This window comes from Gemmatimonadota bacterium (genome assembly GCA_026706845.1).
Taxonomy (GTDB): domain Bacteria; phylum Latescibacterota; class UBA2968; order UBA2968; family UBA2968; genus VXRD01.
In genome coordinates, this window is the sequence record JAPOXY010000171.1 from 16,836 (window position 1) to 39,294 (window position 22,459).

The window sequence follows — 22,459 nt, forward strand, 5'->3', positions numbered from 1 at the left end:
ACCGCTCACTCGCCTTCATACACCGTCTCACTATTCCTACTTCCTACTTCTTACTTTCTACTTCATCCTTCCTACTTCTTACTTCCTACTTCATTTGTAAAGGTCAAATGCCTCAATAAATTGGGCGACAGATTCTGGCACGAGGTCTGTGATGGGATCTCCTCCTCGGATGCGGTTGCGTACCTCAGTAGAGGAAATATTGCCAAAGGATGGGGGTAATTGAAGAGGGTGTACGCGGTTTGCAAAAGGCGCGCATTCGGGGTGTGACATAAATCTGTGAAAGACTTCCCGAGAAGGATTTTCGCGGTTGGCAGATACAATGTGGCACAGTGAAAATAGCACTTTGAGTTCGGCGGGCATGTCGGTGTAATAGCGCGGGTCAAAGATGCGTATTAAGGTGTCGTGGCCGACGAGAAAGTAGATTTGGGTGTCGGGTGAAAAATGTGCTCTGAGTGCGTGTGCTTTGTCGATAAAGCGGGCATGGCTACATCCAGCAATTGACAGGCAGGTGTCTAACTGGGTATCAGAATTCGCGTAATTGACCATCATGGCGAGGCGTTGGCCCAGATCTGCACCAAAGAGGGCTTTATCGACATTGGTTTTGGCGAGGAGGAGGACGATTTCGTCAAAGTTAAAAGCATTTTGAGCATGGTGTACAAGTGCCTCATGGGCAAGGGTGAGCGGATTGAAGGATGCGTCGAGTACCCCGATATGTTTGGGTTGCGGAGGTGCGGCTCGATGTACAAATCGCACCACAGGGGAATTTTGGGGATCGAGGCTATCCATGAGGATGTGGTAGTTTTCAGGGGAGGACATGGTGAGGGAAATTTATGTTAGAGGCAGGTATGGGGCAAGGAGAAATACGTGAAGATATTACAAATGATTTACCGATTGTTTTTAGTGGTCCTGTTTGCCTATCCCGTTGTGCCTTTGGCATCTGAGCGGGATGTGGAATCTATTGTGAGAAAAATTGACGAACTTTACCGCAGCAAAGCCAGTGTGGCGGATATGGAGATGCAGATTGTTACGCCGCACTGGGAACGCACGCTGTCGCTGAGGATTTGGACAAAGGGGATGGATAAGACTTTTATACGCATTGACGCGCCCAAAAAGGAAAAGGGCGTTACAACGCTGCGTATCGGCAACGAAATGTGGAACTATCTCCCAAAGACCAACAAGGTGATAAAAGTGCCGCCCTCGATGATGATGGGGTCGTGGATGGGGTCGGATTTTACGAATGATGACCTCGTCAAAGAGTCGTCAATGCTCAACGATTATATCTACGATCTAATTGTGCCGGATGACGCGCAACCGGGTCATCTTTACATCCGGTTCGTTCCAAAGGAAGATTCTCCGATTGTTTGGGGCAAGCTCATCACAGCTGTGCGGGCAGATGATCTGATTCCGGTGTGGCAACATTTCTACGATGAGAAGGGCAATTTGATGCGGATCTTGAATTTCAAAGAGATTGTGTCATTTGGCGGCAAGACGATTCCATCTTTGATGGAGATGGTGCCGCAGAACAAGGACAGGCATAAAACCGTTATGCGCTATCTCAGGGCCGAGTTTGATGTACAGATAGGTGACGATGTATTCACGCGGCGCAATCTCCAGAGGAAATGACGATGCTCAAAATAGCATTTCGCAATATTTTTCGCCAGAGGCGTCGCACTGTGTTGACTGCGCTTGCTATGATCGTGGGATTCACGCTTTCGTCGGTCTTTATTGGCTGGTCAGATGGCGCATATTCGGATATTATTTCAATGTTCACGCGGAATCGCATCGGGCATATTCAGGTGCATTGCGCGGGCTATCTCGACAAGCCATCGCTTTACGATGTGATCGACAGTTATGAATCCATCGGCGAGAAGATTGCCGGGGTTGAAGGCGTTGAGGCGTGGGCACCGCGCATCTATTCGGCAGGGCTCGGTTCGGTGGGCGATAAGACGATGGGGGTGCAAATCATCGGCGTAGATGTGGGGCGTGAGGTGAAGGCCACGCGGTTTGATCGGAAGATCACCAGTGGGGCGATATTTTCAGACGCCGCCGCGCGCGAAGCGATTCTCGGCGTTGGGCTGGCGCGCATTCTGAAGGCGGATGTTGGTCGCGAAATTGTGCTCGTTACACAGGGCACGGATGGCGCAATCGCCAATGATTTATACACGATTATCGGCATTGCAGAAAGCGGTGATAAAGCGACTGATCGGATGGCGTGCTATCTCCATATTGATGACGCGCAGGACTTGCTCGTGCTCGACGGGCGCGTTCATGAAATCGCCGTGATCGCCGAAGCGTTGGATCGCGTCCCCAAAATCACTGCGGCGATTGAGGCACAGATCAACGACACAAGGCTCGAGGTGTCGCCGTGGCAGGTTGTCGCCAAATCATTTTATCGCGCGATGCAGGCCGATAGACAGGGCGATTTTATAGGACGCATGATTATTATGCTGATCGTCGCTATTGGCGTGCTGAATACGGTGCTGATGTCGGTGCTGGAGCGCACGCGAGAGTACGGCGTATTGAAAGCGATGGGGACAAAGCCGGGTCAGATCTTCGGAGTGGTGGTGGCTGAAGTGGCGTTTATCGCGCTTGGCAGCATTTTTATTGGGGCATTGTTCGGTGCGGGACTCAATTACTTGCTGTCGATCTACGGCATCTCACTGCCGCAAGAGTTCTCCTATGGCGGTATTGTGTTTCAGACGATGTACGCCGCGGTCACTGTGCGAAGCCTTGCAATTCCCGCAGTTACGGTCCTTGTCTCTGCAATTTTTGTCAGTCTGTTTCCCGCGCTGAGAGCAGCGCGAATTGCTCCGGCCAGCGCGATGAGAACGCATTAGGAACTATGTCCTGGATACTGATAAAGCTCGCGTGGCAGAATCTCTTTCGGCATAAACGCCGCTCCATTATTGCTGCAACAGCAATGGGAATTGGACTTGCGGCACTTATCTTTGCCGATGCACTCTGGTTGGGGATGGAGCGGAACATGGTCAAAACGGCGACCGCATCATTTCTGGGAGATGCACAGATTCATCGGGAGGGTTTTTCCGACGAGCAAGCAGTTGAGTTGACGATTAACCATCTCGATGCGGTGGTCGTCAATCTTCAGCGAGAAGGTATTGTGGCGCACTTCACCTTGCGGACGTTTGCCTTTGGTATGATAACTTCACCTGCAACTGTTGCGGCGGTCAATCTCGTGGGCGTCGAACCATCTACCGAGCAGTATCTGTCTCAGATTGACGATGCGATTATTGAAGGCGCATATTTTGAGGGATCAAATTCGCGGGATATTGTCATGGGCGAGGAACTCGCGGAACGCCTTGAGGTGGGATTAAACGACAGGATTGTCGTGACGGTGGCGCAAGCCGGGAGCGGCGATCTCTCTCAGGAGATGTTTCGCGTTTCTGGAATTTATCGTTTTGCCGATGAGGGGATGAACAGCGGCATGGCGTTTATTCGATTGGGGAAGGCGCAGCAGATGCTCGCTCTCGGCACAGGCGCGCACGAGATCGCGCTGAAGTTTATCGATTCGACATCAGCGGAGGATCAGAATCTGCTGTTTTGGAAAACTTATTGGCAAGGGGGAAACAAAGCGCGCAGTTGGATAGAGGTTTTGCCAGAGGTGCAAGCGATGTTCGAGATGTCGAAGTTCAGCAAGTACATTATGGGCGTTGTGCTGTTTGGCGTGGTTGTTTTTGGCATTGTCAATACGCTGTTTATGTCGCTTTACGAACGGATGTTTGAATTTGGCGTGTTGCGCGCAATTGGCACGCGGCCGTTTGGCATGGCGCAGCTGATTCTGTTTGAGGCGGGGGCATTGGCTGTTCTGGGTATTATTTTGGGTACGGTTTTTGGATTTTGTGTCACTGTAATTTTTTCAACGATTGGTATTGACTATACGGGGATCGAGATGATGGGCATCACCATGCAGGAGTTGATCTATCCGGAGATGCGTATCCAACCGTTTATTTTTTATTCGATCTGGATCTTTGTTTTTACAATTATCGCCGGGCTGTACCCGGCGCGGTATGCGGCAAGGATGTCTGCGGCAACGGCGATGCGAAGAAGTTTTTGAAGAGGATATCGCGGTGTCTGTAATTGTGACAGAAGGGGTGACCAGAGTTTATTCGGGCGATGGCGTGCCCGTTCACGCCTTGCGCGGGATTGATCTGACCATTGAGCGCGGCGAATTTGCAGCATTGGTTGGGCCGTCTGGGTCGGGGAAAACGACTTTTCTCAATATTATCTCCGGGCTGGATACACCAACAGATGGAAAGGTATGGCTCAATGGCAAACTTTTGTCGCGCATGAGCGGTAATGCACTTTCGGATTTTCGGCGAGACAATATCGGATTTATTTTTCAAGCGTATAATTTGATTCCGGTGCTGACTGTCGAGGAGAATATCGAGTATATTATGCTTCTGCAAAAGATACCCAAATCCGAGCGGCACGAGCGGGTGCTGGCGATACTGGAGGAAGTGGGATTGGGTGGGATGGCGAGTCGCATGCCAACGCAACTTTCAGGTGGACAGCAACAGCGGGTTGCGATTGCGCGGGCCATGGTTTCTCAGCCAGCGATTATTCTGGCGGATGAACCGACAGCGAATCTCGATTCAAAGATTGGCGCAGAGTTGCTCGATATGATGTATCGACTCAATACGCAGACTGGAATGACATTTATTTTTTCTACGCACGATCCGATGGTGATGGCGCGCGCAAGGCGGCTGATTACGCTGAAAGACGGAGAGATTGAGCGCGATGAGGTGGGGACGCTATGAGATGGCTTGTTGGGGCAATGATCGCGCTTTTGCCACAAGCTGTCACGGCTGCACAACTGGGTGGTTTTTACAAGGGTTTTTCCGTCGCCTTTGATTCGCCACAAGCAGGTGTTCCCGTGAAGGGTATGGTGAGTAATCGGCTGCGGCTCAATCTCATCAATTCGTTCAGCGAGCACATCTCGATTGATCTCGCCTACGACTTTATCCTGCGTATTCAAGATTCGACGCTGTTTGAGAATCAGGCGGAGGTCCTTGCTATTGATCCGCACGATTATCGCGTTGCCGATCTGGAGTCGCCTATTTATCCCGGCGAAAATGATCCTGTCGGCAGCGTTGGCGTGTTTCAAAACCTCGACCGCGCCAGCGTGATCGCGCGTTTGTCATTTGCAGATGTGATTGTCGGGCGTCAGGCGATTGCGTGGGGGAGTGCGCGGGTCGTCAATCCGACGGATGTGATCGCGCCGTTTACTTACGGCGAATTGGATACAGAAGATCGACCTGGTGTCGATGCCGTGCGTGTGCGCGTCCCTATCGGAGTACTGAGCGAAGTCGATGTGGGGTATGTGTTTGGACGAGACTTCGCGGTTGATCAGAGCGCGTTTTTTGTTCGCGGTCAATTCAATGCTGCGGAGACCGATATGTCGCCGCTGCTCGTCCGTTTCCGCGAGCAGTTGCTCGTTGGTATTGATGTTGCGCGTGGTATTGGGCGTGTTGGTGCGTGGATAGAGGGTGCTCGCGTTTTTTCGATGGGACGAGATGCGAGCGACTATTTTCGCGTATCTACAGGCATAGATTACAGCTTCGGTGGCGAGACTTATGGATTCATCGAATACCACTTCAACGGAGCGGGGGTGCGCGACCCTGAAGATTATCTCATCAACTTAGGTCGTCCGGCATATCGCGATGCTGCTGTTTATCTTATGGGTACCTATTACTTCGCGCTCGGTATCACCCATCAACTCTCGCCACTGGTCGCGTCGAGTGGGCAGTTTCTCACCAATATCACGGATCCGTCGTTCTTTTTTTCGCCTGCTATCGAATACAATATCGCGCGGGATTTCTACCTTTCTGCAGGTGCGTTTATCGGCATTGGCGATCATCCGAAAGGCGAGCATTTTCAATCCGAGTTCGGCGGGTATTCCAATATTCTGTTTTTTTCGTTCCGAATTTACTACTGACGCAATTCAGGCTTTCATCATTTTTTCTTGACTTCACCTTCACTACGCGTTTTCATATCAGCGCACCAGGACAACTGATAACAGTTTTTTTACTCAGGAGGTAATGCGATGCATGTGGGTATGCGAATCCCGCCGATGGGGCGGGAAATGGGTCTTGAAGGAATTATTCAGTGGGCATCAGAAAACGGTTTGGGGTCAATTGATTTGCCCGAAGTAGATGCTGAGATTCGCAAGATGTGTGACAGTGCTGGGATTGGGATGGGTACTGTGGATTGGGGAGCAGGGGGTGGGTTGTTGAGCAAAGATGATGGTGCGCGAGGAGAAGCTATGGCCGCGATGAAGGCGCGCATTCAGGCGGTTGGCGCATATGGTTCAGGGGTGATTTTTTTGTGTTTGGCTCCCGACGACCGATTGCAGGCTCGGGCCGAAACGTTTGAGGTGTTTAAGCAGGTCTATCCAGAGATTGTGAAAGAGGCAGAAGCACACGAGGTTTTTCTCGCAATTGAACCCTGGCCTGGCCCGGCACCAGCATATCCAAATTTGGGTTGTACGCCCGAGACTTTGCGGGCGATTTTTGAGGTTGTTCCGTCCCCCAATTTGGGTATTTGTTACGATCCGTCGCATTTTGCACGCATTGGCGTGGATTACAAGCGGGTGCTGATGGAGTTTGGCAGTCGGGTGCGGCATGTGCATGCAAAGGATACCGAGTTGTTGGCGGATGGACTGTACGAGTTTGGCTGCCTGGGCCAATCGTTTGGTCAGCGCTACGGTTATGGCGAGGGGTGGTGGCGTTATTGCATTCCCGGATGGGGCGTGGTGGATTGGAAATGGGTGGTTGCGCGTCTGGAAGAATTGGGCTATGATGGACCGCTGGCCATTGAATTGGAAGACCACCGCTATAGCGGCAGTGCCAAAAAGAATGCGGCGGGTATTTTGGCTGCGAAGAGCTATCTCGAAGATATTTTGGGATGAACTGATCGATAAGGTTAAGCCCCCACAAGCGATGTCCTGTGGGGGCTTTTTGTTTTTTAATCCGATAGGGCGCGTTTCATTGTTGCGCCCATTTCAGCGGGACTTTCGCACACGTGAATGCCCGCTTCTTGAAGCGCGGCCATTTTGTCGGCGGCGGTGCCCTGTCCGCCAGAGATAATTGCGCCCGCATGTCCCATGCGTCGCCCCGGGGGCGCTGTTTGACCCGCTATAAAACTGACCACGGGTTTGTCAAAGTGCGCTTTGACATAAGCGGCGGCTTCTTCTTCGGCGGTGCCGCCAATTTCCCCGATCATGATGACGGCATCTGTGTCGGGATCGTCCTTAAAGAGCGCGAGGCAGTCTGTAAAGGTTGTGCCAATGATGGGGTCGCCGCCAATGCCCACACACGACGATTGACCAAAGCCACTATCGGTGAGTTGGGAGACCGCTTCATAGGTGAGTGTGCCGCTGCGCGAAATGACACCAATGCGCCCTTCGCGGTGAATTGCGCCGGGCATAATGCCGATTTTGCACTTGCCAGGAGAAATCAGGCCCGGACAATTGGGGCCGATTAAGCGCGTGTTTTTATCGGCCAGGTAGTGTTTGGCTTTTAGCATGTCGAGCACGGGTATGTTCTCGGAGATGCAAACGACCAGAGGTAGGCCTGCATCGGCTGCTTCCATGATGGTGTCGGCTGCAAAGGGCGCGGGAACAAAATTGGCCGATGCCGTGGCACCTGTTTGTTCTACGGCATCGGATACAGTATCAAAAACGGGTATGCCCTCCACGCTCTCGCCGCCTTTGCCCGCGTTGACCACGCCGACGACTTGCGTGCCGTAATCTACCATTTGTTCCAGGTGAAATCGCGCTTCGCCTCCCATTGCTCTGCTGCTGGAAAAGCTCTGGACGATTACGCGGGTGTTGTTGTCAATGAGGATGCTCATAAAATCTCCAGTATTCGTTTACTCAAGCGTTCGTTCTTCGATTGTACCATCTGTTTTGCCGATGATGATGCGGTTTGTCAGGCCTATAAAAAGACCGCATTCGACTACGCCGCACAAGGCGTTGATTTTTGTTTCGAGCGCGGGCGGGTCGTCAATGCGACCAAAATCGCAATCGATGATGTAATTGCCGTTGTCTGTGACAAAAGGCGTGTTGTCCTGCGCGTTGCGAAGTGTGGGATGACAGCCCAGGTTTGCGAGCAGGCGTTGTATGGCTTGCCAGCCAAAGGGAATGACCTCAACGGGCAGGGGAAAAGCCCCGAGGTGTGCCACTGGTTTGGATTCGTCGGCGACGATGATTTCCCTGTCGGATAGAGAGGCGACGATTTTTTCTCGCAAAAGCGCGCCGCCGCCACCTTTTATGAGGTTAAAGTCCGGGTCGAATTCATCCGCGCCGTCAATGGTCAGGTCAATGCGGGTGACTTTGCCGAAGTCGGTGAGTGGAATATTTTCCGCTTCCGCCTGAATGCGCGATTGCTCTGAGGTGGGTATGCCGCATATATCGAGTCCTTCAGCGATGCGCTGGCCGAGCTTTTGAATTGCAAAAAAAGCCGTTGATCCCGTGCCAAGACCGACGACCATGCCATCTTCGACATATTCGGCAGCCCGTTCTCCTGATAATTGCTTGGGGTTAATGGTCATATCTGTTTTATCCCTTGTGATAAAAACAAGCGAAAGATAAACGGAAGAGAGTGATTTGGCAATGGTTTTGATCCAGACAGGCACGGTATTTTTTTATTTATTTTTTTTGGAAATTGTCATACTCTATCAAATAGGCAGGGCAAAGTTATGATTAAATTCGGAGAAAAATATGGCTTATCGCACATTGGAAGATTTTTTTGGTGATATTGTGGGAAAAGCGCGTCGAGGACAGGGGATTTCGGAATCGGAACTGGCGCAACAGGTGGGGCTTAGTGTTCGACAAATTGAACAAATAGAATCGTACGATCTGACGCCCGATGATCAGGCCATTTGCCGACTTGCAGATGCACTTCATCTCGGTGGCGAAAAATTGGTGGAGGTGGCGCGTGGATGGGTGCCAACAAAGGGCAATGCGGCGTTTGAAGACGAGAATATGCGGGTTGACCGGTTGATTCTCGATGCGGGTATGACGGTGAATTGTTATGTACTAACGTGTAAGGCGTCGGGCAAAGGAGCTGTGATTGATCCCGGTGGGCAGGCGCAGTTGATTTTGGATGCGATTGCCGATATACAGGTGACGCACATTTTGCTCACGCACGGGCACGGCGATCACGTCGGGGCACTCGAAGCAGTTGCCGATGCGACACAGGCGCAGGTATGTGGTTGTGAGCGCGATTTTGCATTGATGGGCGGGCGCAGTCGGCGGGTGACTGAACGCGTGGATGAAGGGTGGCAAACAGCGATTGGCGAACTCGGTATTGATACGGTGAGTTTGCCCGGGCACACGGGCGGTGGTATTGGGTATTATACCGCACCTGTGTTTTTTTCGGGCGATGCGCTATTTGCCGGTTCTCTGGGAGGGGCGAGGGGAGACGCCTACCGAGGGCAAATTCAGGCCGTGCGTGCGAAGGTGCTCTCTCTACCGGGGGAAACGACCATTTTTCCCGGTCATGGTCCGATTACGTCTGTAGCGCAAGAGCTGGCGCACAATCCCTATTTTGTTTGAGATGGATCCGGGGATTTTTTATTCTTTTTCGGATGCCTGGGTTTCAACCCATTGTCCGATGGCCTGGCGAATGGATTCGACTGCGGCCTTTTTGCGCTCAAGACGGTCAATATGCGCGCGTAGCTGATCGATTTGTGCGTCGAGTTCTTGAAGTTCACCATTTGCTGCTTCAAGTGCTTGTTGATACAGGGGTTCGCTATGGGTCGGTTCTGCCATGAATTAAGCTCCTTGTAGTATGAGAAATGAAGTACGCGATCCAGCTAAACATAACCTGTGTGGCCTTGTGTCGTCAAGCGCGAAAAAGTCCGCCCGCTGTTGTTTTGAGAAAGCGGTGTATTTTTTTATCTTTACAACCCGTTACAATTTATTACAATTTTCATGGGAACGAAGTAGCTCTGCCAGTTGTTTAATGCCGTAAATATTGATTCTTAAAAGACATGCAACTTTCTTTGTATTTATGCATTTAAAAAGAAAGTAGTAAATTCCAATATATAGTGAGCTTTGAGAATATGTCAATTTTGTCTCACAAGGATATTTCTCATTGTTGATTTCGTTGCAAAGGAGCTAAACATGGCTCGGTGGTGTCTTTCCGTACGAAGCGCAATATTCGTCCTCATTTTGGGTGTTTCAAGCTCTGCTTTTGGGCAGGAATATTTTGGCAAAAACAAGGTCAATTACAGCCAGTATGTATGGCATTATATCGACAGTGAACACTTCACGGTTTATTTTGACAAGGGTTCACTGGGGCTGGCCGAGTTTGTTGCCAAAGAAGCCGAAAGATCTCTGGTACACATTGAGAAAACGCTGAAATATACGATGAAGGATCGCTATCCCATTGTTATTTACAATTCTCACAATGGATTTTCAGTGTCGAATATTATCAGCGGGGAACAGTCTGAGTTTACGGGCGGATATACCGAGTTTGCACAGGGGCGCGTGGTGATTCCCTTTACGGGGTCTTATGGGGATTTGCAACATGTCATTCATCACGAGTTGGTTCACGCGGTTACGATTGAGTTGTGGACAGGTGGTGGCTGGTTGGGGTCTCTGGTTTCGCAGACATCGACTTTACCTCCGCTTTGGATTGCCGAGGGCATTGCCGAGTATGTGTCCCGATATGGATGGCACAAAGAGCACGACAATTTTATGCGCGATGCAACCATTACCGGATATGTTCCGACTATCGAAATGATGTCCTTGAGCTATTTTGCCTATCCCGGTGGCAATTCAGTTTTTTACATGATAGAACAGGAATACGGCAAGGACAAAGTGGCATCCTTTATTTCTTCTTTCCGCACGGCCAAAAGTCCCGATAAAGCACTCAAAGCATCTCTGGGATTTGGGATGAAAGAATTGGAAGAAAAATATCAGTTGTGGCTCAAGCGGCAATACTGGAATGAGATCAATTTGCGCCATACGCCCAAAGAGATGGCAACAAATTTGACAGAGCACGAAGATAGGCGTTCGGCGTATAATTTAGCTGCTGCGTTATCTCCACAAGGCGACAAGGTCGCGTATTTGACTGACCGGAATGGCACGTTTGATATTTATTTGATGTCGGCGATTGACGGCAAAGACCTGGGGCGTTTGGTCGAGGGACAAAAGTCGTCTGCTTTTGAGTCGATGTTTGTTTTGCGGCCTGGATTTACCTGGTCTCCAGATGGCCGGCATATTGCATTCGCCGCTAAATCGAATAATAAAAATACCCTGTATATCCTCGAAGTGAAAAATAAACAGATTCGCAAGCGATTTAAGTTTGATCTCGATGGCTTGTTTGAGCCCACCTGGTCGCCCGATGGAGAAAAAATTGCTGTCGCGGGTATTAAAGATGGCTGGTCCGATGTCTATGTGGTCGATTTGAACGACGAGTCGCTTACGCGGCTTACCAATGATCCCTATGACGAACGACATCTGGATTGGTCGCCCGACGGCACCTGGCTCGCCATGAGTTCTGATCGTCCCGATACCCATTTGGAGTTCAGCGGGGGGAAGGATTTTGCTTTTGGTCAGTACGATATTTTCTTACTGCGTACAGATGGCTCCGAGATGCGCCGCATTGTCGCGTCTGAAGATGCCGAAGATTCGCATCCCGTATGGGGCGCCGATAGCAAACACGTCGCCTTTGTTTCTGACCGCACGGGTGTGGGCAATATCTATATTGCAAATGTTGACAGTGCGCAGGAGATATATCCCATTACCAATTTGCTGTCAGGGGCGCAGTATCTCGATTGGTCAGCCGATGGCAAAAAGATCGTGTTCAATGCATTTCACAAGGGTGCCCTGGATATATTTGTGATGCGCGACCCACTCGCGCAGCGAAAAGAAATGGCGGATTTGCCGCGCACCCGGTTTGTCAAGCGCCTTGCCGGCGAAGATGAAAAGATGTTTGTCGAGTTGCAAAAGGAAAAATATGCGAGCCGCAAGATTGACAAAGTAGAAGCCGACATCACTGCGATCGATTCGACAGCAGAAAAAACGGACAAGAAGGTGGCGCAGTGGATTTCCGATCAAGAAGCCCTTGCAGCGGCAGAGAGTGCTCCTGCCGATAGCACGACTGAGATTGATACCACACATCCAGTCGCAGGCAGTCCAGAAATGGCCGATACCGGCAAACAAGGGGTAAAAAACTGGGGTGAAAAGGAATTTCTGGTTAAAAAGTACAAGCTGAAATTCAAGCCCGAACTGTTTGGTGCTCAGGCGGGATTTGATACGTTCTACGGTGTGAGTAGCTCTATTGTATTGTCGATGAGTGATGTGATGGGCGATCACCGCGCCACGTTGGTGACGAGTCTGAATTTTTCGCTCAAAGACAGCGATTTTCTGCTCGCGTATGCCTATTTGAAGAATCGCACAAATTACGGTGCGCAACTTTTTCACACGCGGTTCTTTTTCTTTGATAGTACAGGGCGCCTGACTGCGGATCGATATTACGGGCTTGCGGGGATGCTTGAGCGACCATTTAACCGGTTCGCCCGTCTGGAACTCAGTACGCGTTTTGTATCTATTGATCGCGAGGAAGTATTTACCGATGCCAACAATCCAGGCAATTATTTGTACCAGCCGGGCTTTCGCGGCGTTGGGCGGTTTACGAGTCAATTGATCAGCCGTCGTCGGGCGGCTATCGGCGAGGTGGCTCTGGTGGGCGATAGCGCGCTGTACAGTTTATTTGGAGCGGTAGATGGGCATCGCTATCGGTTGAATTTTGAGGGTTCTGGCGTGGGCATGAAATTTGCCACATTTACGCTGGATTATCGCAAATATATGCGTTTGTTAAACGAATATACCTTTGCCATCCGAATGTCGGGCGGGACGAGTTATGGTCCCAACAGCACCGTGTTTTTCCTGGGTGGTGTGAACAATCCGGTCAATCCGACATTTTCAACCATTGCCAGCGTTGATCAGAGTCGCGTATTTTTCTCTTCTTACGTCTGGCCCCTGCGAGGCGCGAGATTGCTCGAAATGGCGGGTGATTCTTATGTGCTGGCCAATGTCGCATTTCGGTTCCCGCTCATCCGGCAATTGGCCATGGGCTGGCCCCTGCCGTTTTTCTTCCAGAATGTACAGGGCGAATTGTTCTTCGACATTGGAGGTGCTTTTGACCGCGCCAATTGGAGAGATGGGTGGGTCGCCCGAGATGGGGGATTTGAGCTCAATACGCCGCAAAACTTTCGTACGCCGGAAATCCTGAAAACAAAACCGCAGATAGCCGCCGGGTATGGATTTGGGGTACGGGTAAATTTGGGCTATTTCCTGTTCCGCTACGATCTGGCATGGCCTACGGATCTCGCAGAAACATATCATCCACACCAGTATTTCTCAATTGATTTCACGGGCTTGTTCTAATCCGCAAAAGCAACTGTTTATTTTAAGGAGAGGCGTGTTATACGGCTCTCCTTTTTTTGTCGGGTTGATGGATGGTGATTTTTTTTGTATTATTTGAAGTGGTCAAAGTGAGAAAGATTTTTTTGAGAGGGATTTGTTATGGCAGCCAAAGAGTATTACATGGCGGGGTTGGGTAAGTTGGGGGCTGGGGATTTGGAAGGCGCAATTGTCGAATTTGAGAAGGCTGTATCTGACGATGCCTCGTTTTACATGGCGCATTTGGGATGGGCACAGGCATTAGATCGGCAGGGGAAGGTTGACGAGGCGATTGAACAGGTCAACAGCGCTTTGCAAATTGTTCCCGATGAGGCGCTCGCACATACGAGCCTATCGCGATTATATCAGCAGAAAGGGATGATTGAAGAGGCTGAAAAGGAAATGGCTATTTCTCACCAACTTTCTCAAAATATGTAAAAAATGACGCGTGTACTGAAAATAAGGACGTCCTGTTTGGGCGTCCTTTCTGTTTTTGTGTTGATGGCTTGCGTGCCAGCAAATGCAAATTCGGTTGATTCGCTGCTGGCACGCGCGCAACGCGATACGTTGAAATCGCTTGACTACCGCATTGGTTTGCTCAGAAAAGCACTCCGTGTGGATGGCGATCGCGCAGATGTCTGCGCGGCATTGGGCGCGTTGTTTATGCAAAAAAACACGCCTGCGAGCAGGTTGCGTGCCGATCGCTATATTTATCGCGCGATTGTATTGGATCCCGAGAATATAGAGTATCATTTATCTTACGCGACCCTGCAGCGCAAGAAGGGCTTTCGTTACAATGCCAGGCGATATTTTGAAAAGGTGCTCAGCATGGATTCAACGCAGGTTGATGCAGCCTGTGAAGTGGGTGATTATTATTTGCAGGATATGTTGAAATACGTAGATGCGCGACGTTTTGACGGGGGTGGGAGTATGCGGTCTTTTGCAATGGAGAGTGTGCAAACGTCCGCGAATTATTACCACTACGCACTTGCACATGATCCCTATTGCAGGCGCGCGTATTACGGGCTGGGGATGCTGAGTATAGAGGGTGGATATAAAGAGGATTTGATTGTTATTGCGCAGGCACTTTTAGACCGATGGCCACAGGATCGAGATGGACTTTTGTTTTTGGGATTGGGGTATTATGCGGCCGAAAAGTTTGAAGCGGCGGGCAAAGCATTTGATCGCGCGTACGCACAGATGGATTCGGTTGGTCAGGCTGCGATGACTTCAATAGAATTGTTGGGTGGTGGGGATGAGGCACCTGCGCTTTTTTGGCAAATGCGCGATCCTTTGTTTCTCTCGCCTGTGAACGAGAGAAAGCTGGCACATCGCGGGCGGGTTGCTTATGCAAATTTGCGATTTGGCCTACCCGATGAGGGGATTGCGGGTTGGGAAACGGATATGGGCAAGGTCTGGATTCGCTATGGTCGCTATGTCAATCGCGTGAGAACGCTTATTCCACATCGAGAGATCTGGACATACGAAGATTTTTCAATGGACTTTTTTTCCTATGATTCTGTGCATTGGAAATTGGAATTGATGAAGGATGAGCGATGGGCACTCGTGCCGGGCGGATGGGGCAGGAGTCAGATTCTATCGCCCAATTTTTATTTGCCCGAGCGCTATGTCGATCCATATCGAGATCAGAAATACGGATTGCCCGTGCAGGTGGGATTTTTTAAGGCTGAAGAAGGACAGGTCAAAGTGGCTCTTTCATGGGGCATCCCCAAGCGGCAGTTGCAGTATCTCAAGCTCTATGAGACCTATCAGGTCGATTTAGATGCCGGTATTTTTGTCCACGGAAGCAATGGAGAAGAGGTAACGAGTATCAGGTGGCAGCCAGAGGTATTTCGAGATGTTTGGGCCGATTCGTTAAAGGTGCGGTATTTGTTGGGGCAACGCGACCTGATTTTGGCACCAGATCAACAAGATGCCGATTCACTCGTGCTGTCTTTAGAGATTAAAGATTCGGGAAAGAAAACAGTGGGCGTGTTCCGCGATACCGTTTTTGTACAGGCATTTCCCGATGATGTGATTTCTATGAGTTCTGTGTTGTTGGCTTCGCATGCGGGGGATGGCAAAGAGGGGATAGAGGTCATACCCAATCCGTTGAGAACTTTTGACGCGGACGAGTTGTTGTATATCTATTTTGAGATCTACAATCTGATACGCGATGAGTTTGGGCAGACCGATTTTTCTGTGACGTACAGAGTCGGACCACCAGATTTGCGGCGTTTTTCCGATAAGCGAGATCGAAAGGCGATTGCGCAATTGGGCATAGGTGATGACAGGTGGCGTATTTCCGTCAGTACAGATTATCGAGGTGGGGATATGCAAGAGCCGATTTATTTATCCATTGATTTAAGTGAACTGGGGCCTGGTGTGCATCTGCTATCTATAGTGGTCACTGACCGTCAGACGGGTTTACAGGCCTGGCGAGAAACCCTGTTTCGCATTTTGTGATGTCAGGGACCTATTTTTTTGCTTTTTTGTGCCAGAGGAGGTTAATCAGTGGGGGGCCACCAAATAAAAGAAAGCCGAGGATCGCGACTGCGTGTACCGATGTGGCAAATGCCAATGCGATTTCTATTGGCACATGGTAGAAGTGGTGGAGGGTTTGGGCGCAAAAGAAATGGTAAGAGCCTATACCGCCCGGTGCGGGAAGGACAAATCCAATCGTGGCGATGGTCATCACTACCATAGCTTCAAACAAGCCGAGGTTGTACTTATGTGATAGGTCAAAACTGTAGAAGGGCAAGTACATGGCGAACAAATAAAGGCTATTGAGAATCAGGGTTGACACCAATATCCCCGCATAGCCTTCTACAGTGTGAATGGCTCTCATGCCCTGTAAAAAAGAACGCAAAATATGGGTTGCACCATCGGCCAGCCTGGGAGAGAGGCGCGCCAGCAGGCGGTGAAAAATGGACAGGCCGCGTTCTCCACGGGCGGAGAGCAGTCCCAAAAATACGAAAGCAAACAGGATGATGGGCAATGTCAGCAAGGCAACTTGTTCAAGTTTAAATTTGGGAAATGCCGCGCCGATCTGCTCTCTGGCAAAAAATAAAACCACGCCAAAGATGATCAAGAGGGTGAGTATATCGAGCAAGCGTTCTACAATCACTGTCGCCAGGATTGCACTGATACCAGTGGGGTGATCTCTCTCGAGGGCGAGGGCACGAGCAACTTCGCCAGCGCGTGGGAATACGACATTGCCCGCATAGGCGACCATGACAGCCCAAAATGCCGAGCGAATGGAAATATTTGAGGCAACGGGCAATAGCAAAATGCGCCAGCGCCAAGCTCGGGGCAAGCCCGAAGCGATGATGATGATGGCCGATAAGAGCAACCACAAAGGATTGGCTGTTTGCAGGGCCTCCAGGAGGAGTGTTCCATTGACATCTCTAAACGCTGCCCAGAGAAAGCCCCCCATTAACACGAGACTTGCTGCGAGTTTGAGAATGTTTTTCATGATAGACCATATCCCAGGCTGCGAAGGGCGGTGTCTTTTTTGCGCCAGTTTTCATAGACTTTGACGTGCAGGTCGAGATAAATTGGGTGTTCCAAAAATGCCTCGATTTTTTTTCGTGCCTGATGTCCAATGGTTTTAAGGGTTTTTCCCCCTCGTCCTATGACAATGCCTTTTTGTGAATTGCGTTCGACAATGATATTGGCTTGAATATAGACTTTGGGGCGGTTTTCTTCAAAAGCCTCAATGTCGATTGCCGTTGCATAAGGCAATTCCTGACGGAGATGGTGGAATACTTCCTCTCGAATGAGTTCCGCAACAAAAAATCTTTCGGGCTGTTCGGTGAGCGTATCTTCCGGATAGTATTGTGGGCCTTCTGGCAGTGCTTGGCGCAGGGCTGTGTGAAGCTCTTGCAGGCCATGTCCAGTGATGGCCGACACAGATAAGACGCCCTGCGTAGCAAGTGAGGCGCGAATCTGTTGCTCGCAGCGTTGGATTTGCGCGCGCGAGATGAGGTCGGTCTTGTTTACGGCGATGATTTTTGGAATATCCCATTGTCCAAAGATTTGTCGTACTTCGGCGTCGTAGGAGGTGTCAAATTTTGAACCATCGACAATGCCCAAAAGCACATCGGCACTTTGATATGCACGTCCGATTTGCCGGTTCATAAATTCGTGAAGGCGATAGCGCGCAGACAAGATACCGGGGGTATCGAGAAATATCATTTGAGCCTGTTTATCTGTCACAATTCCCAGGATATTATTACGGGTAGTTTGGGGTTTGGGTGAAATAATGGATAGACGCTCCCCCACGAGTGCATTAAAAAGTGTGGATTTGCCGACATTGGTTCGTCCCGCGATTATGACATATCCAGATTTGAAAGCCATCACTGTCCAATCAAAAAAATAAAGTGGCCGAAATGCGGTACGTATTGTCGAGTTGGTCGTGTTCCATGAAGGCGAGATCTACGCCAAATCGACGAAGTTGCAAGCCAGTGCCCGCTGTAAAGTGCCCATCCTTATATCCGAGGCGAAATGCGAGGCGGTGTTGCAGGCGGTATTCTGTCCCCAGTTGTATGCTGCTCGTTTTTTCCCGTGTCGATTTTTCGTCATTCAGGTGCGTGCTAAAACCGACTGTCATATCACCGCCGGGCACCCTGCGTAGAAGTGCAAGGCCAATGAGAAGAGACGGCGAAATGCGATCTGTAATGCCGTCGGGAAATGCAATGCGCGTCTTTGTTAGATCGCGTATTGTCGCGCCAATGCGAAACGTCGAAGTGGGCAGATAGAGCAGGCCGATATCCAGGCCAAAGCCACTTCCAATGCCCACGCTGAGATCGCGTCTGATCATTTTTATACCCGCCCCAAGACGCAATTTATCTGTGATATGTCGCCCATAAGCGATTCGAAAGACATAATCAGCAGTGCCGATTTTGTCGATTATTACGGGTCGGTTGTCTGGGCCAATTGGACGGTCTGGATCTTCCAGGCCCGTCAGGGCAATCCCATCAACGCCAGCGCGAACTATGCCCAGGCCAATGCCGCCTTTTCTTATGGGCAAGCGCAATGCCAAAATATCGTGATTTATACTACCGCCAAATTGTTCGGCATGTTGTACGTGAATTTCTCGTTTGGGTGGTATGTCGAAGTCTGTCCTGGAATACACCTCTGGGGCAAGTCCTGCGGGATTCCAATAGACTGCTGTTGCATCAAAACTGAGCGCAACATAAGCACTGCCCATGCCCAGAGCGCGGGCGCCGGCACCCAATAAGAGTGGATCACCTGCATAATGGGATGTCTGTGCATGGGTTGGACTTGTGAGCGCGCACATGCAATACAACGCCAGGGTAGCAAAGCGTTTCAATGATTGGCCTCTGCATGGGGAATGAAAATGGCGATATTGCCGGGACGCAATGCCGATCCCAGGGCTTTGATATCGACAGGAGATAAAGTGATGTGCGGTATGGCACTTGTTGAAACTCCGTTCGCTCGAATGACGAGGTTTGGCGCAAAATAGAGGCGGGAACGATGGCGTGGCCCTTCTATCAGTCGTCCGGAGAAGTCGAGAGGGAAAAGCCGCCCACGAAGTCGCAGATTTGCATTGCCGGGTTCAACCGAGATGGGGTCAATTCTGTTCACAAAGCGGTAGTTCTGGGTATGGCGTTCTTTTATGGGCGACAAGTTGAGAATGGCGCACGTTCTCAGCACATTACCCTGAGCTTTGAGGTGAATTTGCTTTGACGGAATGTCGATGATAAGGTAGAAATTGTCCGGTGCTGTTTTGACCTGCTCGATTTCGCGAACAAGGGCTTCGCGGTAGTTTTGGAGAACGATTTTGTCCTGACCAGATACATGGGTTTCCACAAGAAGCAAACAAATTAGTAGATATAGACCCGGTCGCCAACTTGTAGTGAGCGATACACAAAGGCCAGGTCTTCGTCGTTGAGGCGAATACATCCGTGCGTGATATGCCGTCCGAGCAATGTGGGATAAAGGGTGCCGTGAATTTCGTACCCGTCGCCCAATTTAAGGGCGTAGGCACCTAAGGTTGTCCTGTCGAGACGCCGAAACTCCCAGGGCAATACAGTGGGTTCTTCTCCATTTTCGACAAAGGCCCACAGGGGCTTGGCCCAGATGGGATCTGTCACTTTGTACAAAATAGTTCTGATACCCAATGGGGTGTGAAATTGCCAGCGCGCCGAAGCACCCGGATGGAGCAGTACTTTGCCGCTGCCTGTCGCACACGTCGCTTCTCGTTTCATCTGGTTGTTGTGCCAAACTTGAAGACGGTTGTGTACGGTATCAATAACGATGTAGGTTTCTGTTGCGTGCCGTTTCAATGTTTCCTGGAGTGATGCGATGTCAGTTTTGAGTTGCTCGATATCCGTTTCTCGCGCAGGTAGATGCAGGGAAAAACTGAAGAACAAATAGAGCGCGAGTAATAATATGGTGTGAAAGCTGTGCATGTATGGCTTAGAAATTGCAAAACCGAGGTGCTTTTTTCGCGCCTCGGTTTTGTCTTTTTAAAAAGATATTTGGATGGTATTACAGGCGGAAATACCAGGGTTTATGTCGTTCTTTCCAGTCTTCGATTTTCTGAAGCGCGACCGAAACAGCACCCTGAACCTCAGTGAGTTTGTTTTCTGCTTCCTGCGCTTGAGCGAGCGCATCTCTATATTGCCCATTGTCGAGGCTGCCGCGTGCATCGCTTATGCTGGTCTCGGCCTGATTCAAATCGGCGTTGAGCTGATCGAGATCATCGTCCGCGCCTTTTCCTCGAGGGGCTTCACCCAAACCGACTCTGGTTTCTGAAATGCCGGGCATGATGCGTTCGATAATCGCCTGGGTATCGGCCTCCAGTTGCCTGTTGGTGTCAGCTTCTGATTTTGCGCTATTAGCCAACTCCAGAGCTTCTACATAAAGAGGCTCGGCCTCGTCAAATTTATTGAAGAAAAAGAACTTTTTTTCTTCAAATTTCTTAGCGGCACTGTCTATGGCAGCAGTTGCTATGCGATATGATTCGGGCGCATAAGCCTCGGCCTGAGACGCCTGTGCTGCTGCATAAGCTGCCTCAGTATCTGCTTTCAATTTTACCAATTCTTCTGAAGGCCCACAACCCGTTATGGCAAATGCCAAAATCAGAACAGTGCAAAGGCTTAAAATGGATCGCATCCTTAGACTCCTTGAGTGTGTTGTCAATAAAGGCTTTACGCATTGCTTTCTTTGCGGAAGATAAAACACAAATTTCCGCTTGTCAACACCAATTTTGGGATATGGGAAATGGTGTTGAGCTATCGGTGATGATGTATTTTATTTATCGCCGTTCGCTTTTTTTATAAAAAAGTTTGTTCAGTGGGCTTTTGGGAGCCGTAAGGTATTTGGCTTCATCGGGTGTCAGAGCTTTGTCGAATACGGCGATTTCGTCGATTTGTCCGGGGTATTTGTAGTGATTAAATCGCATCACGAGGTTTTCTATATCCCAGGTCAGATTCTGCTGAAGCGAACCTTTGCGCCCTGCTTCCTCGCCATCTATATACAGCACCCATTCAGCATCGGCCTTGCCGCTGTTAAAGTTGGACCAGGTAATCGCGATGTGATGCCAGTCGTTTGCACGCCAGTTGATGGGAATAGAAATCACGTATTTAGCGACCTCCTGGTCGCCAATTTCCCGTTGTTTGTCGGGATAGCATCCAAATCTGATTGTGCCATCGGCTTTTTTGAAATCGACAAATACAACTGCATCATCCCACGGATATTTTTCGCCGTCTTTTTTTCCAATATGAAAAGGTTCGGGGTAGTTGGAATCGAAGTTGGCGATGTCGGTTTGGAGCCAGAATGCAATGCTGCCAGACCACGCGCTGTTTGCACTGTAGGCGAGGTTATTTTTTCCGCTGTAATTGAGTGCGCCAGCATCTGGATTAAAAGCCAGATAACCATCGGGATTGCCGCCTTGCTTGATGTGGTTGGTATTGGCTGTATCAAAGGTAGCCAATGGGTCGCCAAGGCTGTCGAGGGCATCCACGCCTTTTTCAAAGTTGGCGAAAAAAAGTATGTGTGCTCGCAGACTCTCTTCAATGGCTTTTTCGGGCCCCCCACAGGCTGTTGTGACCGCCAACAATATGAGGGTTAGAGTGCCGCGAGATAGATGGGGAAGGTGGAGCGACATGTGTAAAGTCTCCTCAAAAAAGAAGTTCAGCGTATTGTTGAAGTTAAATGCACAAGTTGATATACTCTCAAAACGCGGGGATGTCAATACCAAAATAATGGAATTACAAAGATAGCTTAAATACTCGAAAAATCAATAGCTGAGATACTGGGAAACTCTGTCTCGGAAATTGTCTTGACATCTCAAAAGTTATTTGTTAGCATAAATTCAATTTTCCCAAAATGTTCGGCATTCTTAACAGGAGTCTCCTCGATGCGTAAAATCGGCACAGGTATTCTCTGGATCATCACGATTTTGATGTTGTCTTCGGTGACTATTTTTAATCCGGGACAGGTGACGGATTTTTTTGTCACGCTTTTTAATATTAAACCGAGTATTCCCGAACTCAAACCCATTGAAATTTCAGAACGCGATCGAGCGATTCGGTCCATTGCCGAGTCCGTCACACAAGAAGATGTACGCCAGGTCATTACCGACCTGGCGGGAATGGGATCTCGGGTGCCTGGCTATGCAGGGCATCGGCAGGCTTTTGAATACGTCAAACAGCATTTTGAGCAATTTGGTCTCGAAGATATCGTAGTCGAAGAGCACACAGTAACGGTTCCCGTTGACAAAGGTGCCTCACTTACTTTGATGGATACCGGAGAAGAAATTGCGATCTACGGTTTTTGGCCCAACCATGTACAAACGCCCTCTGTGCCCAGCGCTGGGATTTCGGGGGCGCTTATTTATGGGGGTAAGGGATCGTTTTCAGAACTCAATGGCAAAAAGGTCGAAGGTAGCGTTGTCCTGATGGACTTCGATTGTGACCAGGGCTATTTGAGCCCTCGTATGCTGGGGGCGCAGGCCATTTTATTTTACGACAATGGGCGAGTTACACAGGGTCAGGC

Annotated in this window: 22 protein-coding genes; 11 read left to right on the plus strand and 11 right to left on the minus strand. The window is 49.9% G+C overall.

Going from position 1 to position 22,459, the window contains the following annotated elements; translation table 11 throughout:
• Positions 1 to 90: 90 nt before the first annotated feature.
• Positions 91 to 816: a nicotinate-nicotinamide nucleotide adenylyltransferase gene (locus OXG87_15830; GenBank protein ID MCY3871018.1), complete on the minus strand. Its 726-nt coding sequence runs from the start codon at positions 814 to 816 to the stop codon at positions 91 to 93.
• A gap of 48 nt (positions 817 to 864) precedes the next feature.
• On the opposite strand from OXG87_15830, the gene OXG87_15835 reads away from it, so the two are divergent.
• The 6 genes from OXG87_15835 (at position 865) to OXG87_15860 (ending at position 6,925) form a co-directional block, all read left to right on the plus strand.
• A complete protein-coding gene (locus OXG87_15835; GenBank protein MCY3871019.1) occupies positions 865 to 1,623 on the plus strand; it encodes an outer membrane lipoprotein-sorting protein in 759 nt (252 codons plus the stop codon).
• A 2-nt stretch (positions 1,624 to 1,625) separates the two neighbouring features.
• Positions 1,626 to 2,837 carry an ABC transporter permease gene (locus tag OXG87_15840; protein MCY3871020.1) on the plus strand — a complete coding sequence of 404 codons (1,212 nt, stop codon included), beginning with the start codon at positions 1,626 to 1,628 and terminating at the stop codon, positions 2,835 to 2,837.
• Between the two features lie 5 nt (positions 2,838 to 2,842).
• Positions 2,843 to 4,072: an ABC transporter permease gene (locus tag OXG87_15845; protein MCY3871021.1), complete on the plus strand. Its 1,230-nt coding sequence runs from the start codon at positions 2,843 to 2,845 to the stop codon at positions 4,070 to 4,072.
• Positions 4,073 to 4,085: 13 nt separating this feature from the next.
• On the plus strand, positions 4,086 to 4,775 hold the full coding sequence (locus OXG87_15850) for an ABC transporter ATP-binding protein (GenBank protein MCY3871022.1): 690 nt from the start codon (positions 4,086 to 4,088) through the stop codon (positions 4,773 to 4,775).
• Positions 4,772 to 5,953 (plus strand): hypothetical protein, encoded by a 1,182-nt coding sequence (locus OXG87_15855; protein ID MCY3871023.1) that lies wholly within the window; start codon positions 4,772 to 4,774, stop codon positions 5,951 to 5,953. Before OXG87_15850 ends, OXG87_15855 begins: the two co-directional genes overlap by 4 nt.
• A 108-nt stretch (positions 5,954 to 6,061) precedes the next feature.
• On the plus strand, positions 6,062 to 6,925 hold the full coding sequence (locus OXG87_15860; GenBank protein ID MCY3871024.1) for a sugar phosphate isomerase/epimerase: 864 nt from the start codon (positions 6,062 to 6,064) through the stop codon (positions 6,923 to 6,925).
• A 56-nt stretch (positions 6,926 to 6,981) separates the two neighbouring features.
• Here OXG87_15860 and sucD read toward each other — a convergent pair whose 3' ends face one another.
• Both sucD and rpiA read right to left on the minus strand, forming a co-directional pair.
• Complete coding sequence (gene sucD / locus OXG87_15865; GenBank protein ID MCY3871025.1) at positions 6,982 to 7,869, minus strand: succinate--CoA ligase subunit alpha; 888 nt, start codon at positions 7,867 to 7,869, stop codon at positions 6,982 to 6,984.
• Between the two features lie 18 nt (positions 7,870 to 7,887).
• A complete protein-coding gene (gene rpiA / locus OXG87_15870; GenBank protein MCY3871026.1) occupies positions 7,888 to 8,562 on the minus strand; it encodes a ribose-5-phosphate isomerase RpiA in 675 nt (224 codons plus the stop codon).
• Between the two features lie 175 nt (positions 8,563 to 8,737).
• Between rpiA and OXG87_15875 the strand changes: the two genes are divergently transcribed.
• Positions 8,738 to 9,574 (plus strand): MBL fold metallo-hydrolase, encoded by an 837-nt coding sequence (locus OXG87_15875; GenBank protein ID MCY3871027.1) that lies wholly within the window; start codon positions 8,738 to 8,740, stop codon positions 9,572 to 9,574.
• Between the two features lie 18 nt (positions 9,575 to 9,592).
• Here OXG87_15875 and OXG87_15880 read toward each other — a convergent pair whose 3' ends face one another.
• Entirely contained in the window at positions 9,593 to 9,790 is a 198-nt protein-coding gene (locus OXG87_15880; GenBank protein MCY3871028.1) for a hypothetical protein, read from the minus strand.
• Positions 9,791 to 10,144: 354 nt separating this feature from the next.
• Between OXG87_15880 and OXG87_15885 the strand changes: the two genes are divergently transcribed.
• The 3 genes from OXG87_15885 (at position 10,145) to OXG87_15895 (ending at position 15,898) form a co-directional block, all read left to right on the plus strand.
• Positions 10,145 to 13,417 carry a BamA/TamA family outer membrane protein gene (locus OXG87_15885; GenBank protein MCY3871029.1) on the plus strand — a complete coding sequence of 1,091 codons (3,273 nt, stop codon included), beginning with the start codon at positions 10,145 to 10,147 and terminating at the stop codon, positions 13,415 to 13,417.
• Between the two features lie 138 nt (positions 13,418 to 13,555).
• Positions 13,556 to 13,870 carry a tetratricopeptide repeat protein gene (locus tag OXG87_15890; GenBank protein ID MCY3871030.1) on the plus strand — a complete coding sequence of 105 codons (315 nt, stop codon included), beginning with the start codon at positions 13,556 to 13,558 and terminating at the stop codon, positions 13,868 to 13,870.
• Positions 13,871 to 13,906: 36 nt separating this feature from the next.
• Positions 13,907 to 15,898 (plus strand): GWxTD domain-containing protein, encoded by a 1,992-nt coding sequence (locus OXG87_15895; GenBank protein MCY3871031.1) that lies wholly within the window; start codon positions 13,907 to 13,909, stop codon positions 15,896 to 15,898.
• A 10-nt stretch (positions 15,899 to 15,908) separates the two neighbouring features.
• On the opposite strand, the gene OXG87_15900 is transcribed toward OXG87_15895, so the two are convergent.
• From OXG87_15900 to OXG87_15930, 7 genes are all read right to left on the minus strand, one after another.
• Complete coding sequence (locus OXG87_15900) at positions 15,909 to 16,907, minus strand: lysylphosphatidylglycerol synthase transmembrane domain-containing protein (GenBank protein ID MCY3871032.1); 999 nt, start codon at positions 16,905 to 16,907, stop codon at positions 15,909 to 15,911.
• Complete coding sequence (gene era / locus OXG87_15905) at positions 16,904 to 17,791, minus strand: GTPase Era (protein ID MCY3871033.1); 888 nt, start codon at positions 17,789 to 17,791, stop codon at positions 16,904 to 16,906. Before era ends, OXG87_15900 begins: the two co-directional genes overlap by 4 nt.
• Positions 17,792 to 17,801: 10 nt before the next feature.
• Positions 17,802 to 18,767, minus strand: a complete 966-nt coding sequence (locus OXG87_15910; protein ID MCY3871034.1) for a PorV/PorQ family protein — start codon at positions 18,765 to 18,767, stop codon at positions 17,802 to 17,804.
• Positions 18,764 to 19,267: a hypothetical protein gene (locus tag OXG87_15915; protein ID MCY3871035.1), complete on the minus strand. Its 504-nt coding sequence runs from the start codon at positions 19,265 to 19,267 to the stop codon at positions 18,764 to 18,766. The genes OXG87_15910 and OXG87_15915 overlap by 4 nt, the downstream gene beginning before the upstream one ends.
• Before the next feature lie 14 nt (positions 19,268 to 19,281).
• The gene (locus tag OXG87_15920) at positions 19,282 to 19,869 is read right to left on the minus strand and encodes a L,D-transpeptidase (protein MCY3871036.1); all 588 of its coding nucleotides are present in this window, start codon (positions 19,867 to 19,869) and stop codon (positions 19,282 to 19,284) included.
• 79 nt (positions 19,870 to 19,948) lie between these two features.
• Positions 19,949 to 20,575, minus strand: coding sequence for a hypothetical protein (locus OXG87_15925; GenBank protein ID MCY3871037.1), 627 nt, complete (start codon positions 20,573 to 20,575; stop codon positions 19,949 to 19,951).
• A gap of 142 nt (positions 20,576 to 20,717) precedes the next feature.
• A complete protein-coding gene (locus OXG87_15930; protein MCY3871038.1) occupies positions 20,718 to 21,569 on the minus strand; it encodes a hypothetical protein in 852 nt (283 codons plus the stop codon).
• Positions 21,570 to 21,821: 252 nt separating this feature from the next.
• Here OXG87_15930 and OXG87_15935 point away from each other — a divergent pair.
• Positions 21,822 to 22,459, plus strand: a 638-nt coding sequence (locus OXG87_15935) for a hypothetical protein (GenBank protein ID MCY3871039.1), incomplete at its 3' end; no start/stop codon positions are given.

What these genes read in the sequence shown, in the direction of transcription:
- OXG87_15830 (MCY3871018.1), bottom strand. Translation starts at nt 816, where the DNA reads ATGTCCTCCCCTGAAAACTACCACATCCTCATGGATAGCCTCGATCCC.
- OXG87_15840 (MCY3871020.1), top strand. Translation starts at nt 1,626, where the DNA reads ATGCTCAAAATAGCATTTCGCAATATTTTTCGCCAGAGGCGTCGCACT.
- OXG87_15845 (MCY3871021.1), top strand. Translation starts at nt 2,843, where the DNA reads ATGTCCTGGATACTGATAAAGCTCGCGTGGCAGAATCTCTTTCGGCAT.
- OXG87_15855 (MCY3871023.1), top strand. Translation starts at nt 4,772, where the DNA reads ATGAGATGGCTTGTTGGGGCAATGATCGCGCTTTTGCCACAAGCTGTC.
- OXG87_15860 (MCY3871024.1), top strand. Translation starts at nt 6,062, where the DNA reads ATGCATGTGGGTATGCGAATCCCGCCGATGGGGCGGGAAATGGGTCTT.
- sucD (MCY3871025.1), bottom strand. Translation starts at nt 7,869, where the DNA reads ATGAGCATCCTCATTGACAACAACACCCGCGTAATCGTCCAGAGCTTT.
- OXG87_15875 (MCY3871027.1), top strand. Translation starts at nt 8,738, where the DNA reads ATGGCTTATCGCACATTGGAAGATTTTTTTGGTGATATTGTGGGAAAA.
- OXG87_15880 (MCY3871028.1), bottom strand. Translation starts at nt 9,790, where the DNA reads ATGGCAGAACCGACCCATAGCGAACCCCTGTATCAACAAGCACTTGAA.
- OXG87_15885 (MCY3871029.1), top strand. Translation starts at nt 10,145, where the DNA reads ATGGCTCGGTGGTGTCTTTCCGTACGAAGCGCAATATTCGTCCTCATT.
- OXG87_15890 (MCY3871030.1), top strand. Translation starts at nt 13,556, where the DNA reads ATGGCAGCCAAAGAGTATTACATGGCGGGGTTGGGTAAGTTGGGGGCT.
- OXG87_15900 (MCY3871032.1), bottom strand. Translation starts at nt 16,907, where the DNA reads ATGAAAAACATTCTCAAACTCGCAGCAAGTCTCGTGTTAATGGGGGGC.
- era (MCY3871033.1), bottom strand. Translation starts at nt 17,791, where the DNA reads ATGGCTTTCAAATCTGGATATGTCATAATCGCGGGACGAACCAATGTC.
- OXG87_15920 (MCY3871036.1), bottom strand. Translation starts at nt 19,869, where the DNA reads ATGCACAGCTTTCACACCATATTATTACTCGCGCTCTATTTGTTCTTC.
- OXG87_15925 (MCY3871037.1), bottom strand. Translation starts at nt 20,575, where the DNA reads ATGCGATCCATTTTAAGCCTTTGCACTGTTCTGATTTTGGCATTTGCC.
- OXG87_15930 (MCY3871038.1), bottom strand. Translation starts at nt 21,569, where the DNA reads ATGTCGCTCCACCTTCCCCATCTATCTCGCGGCACTCTAACCCTCATA.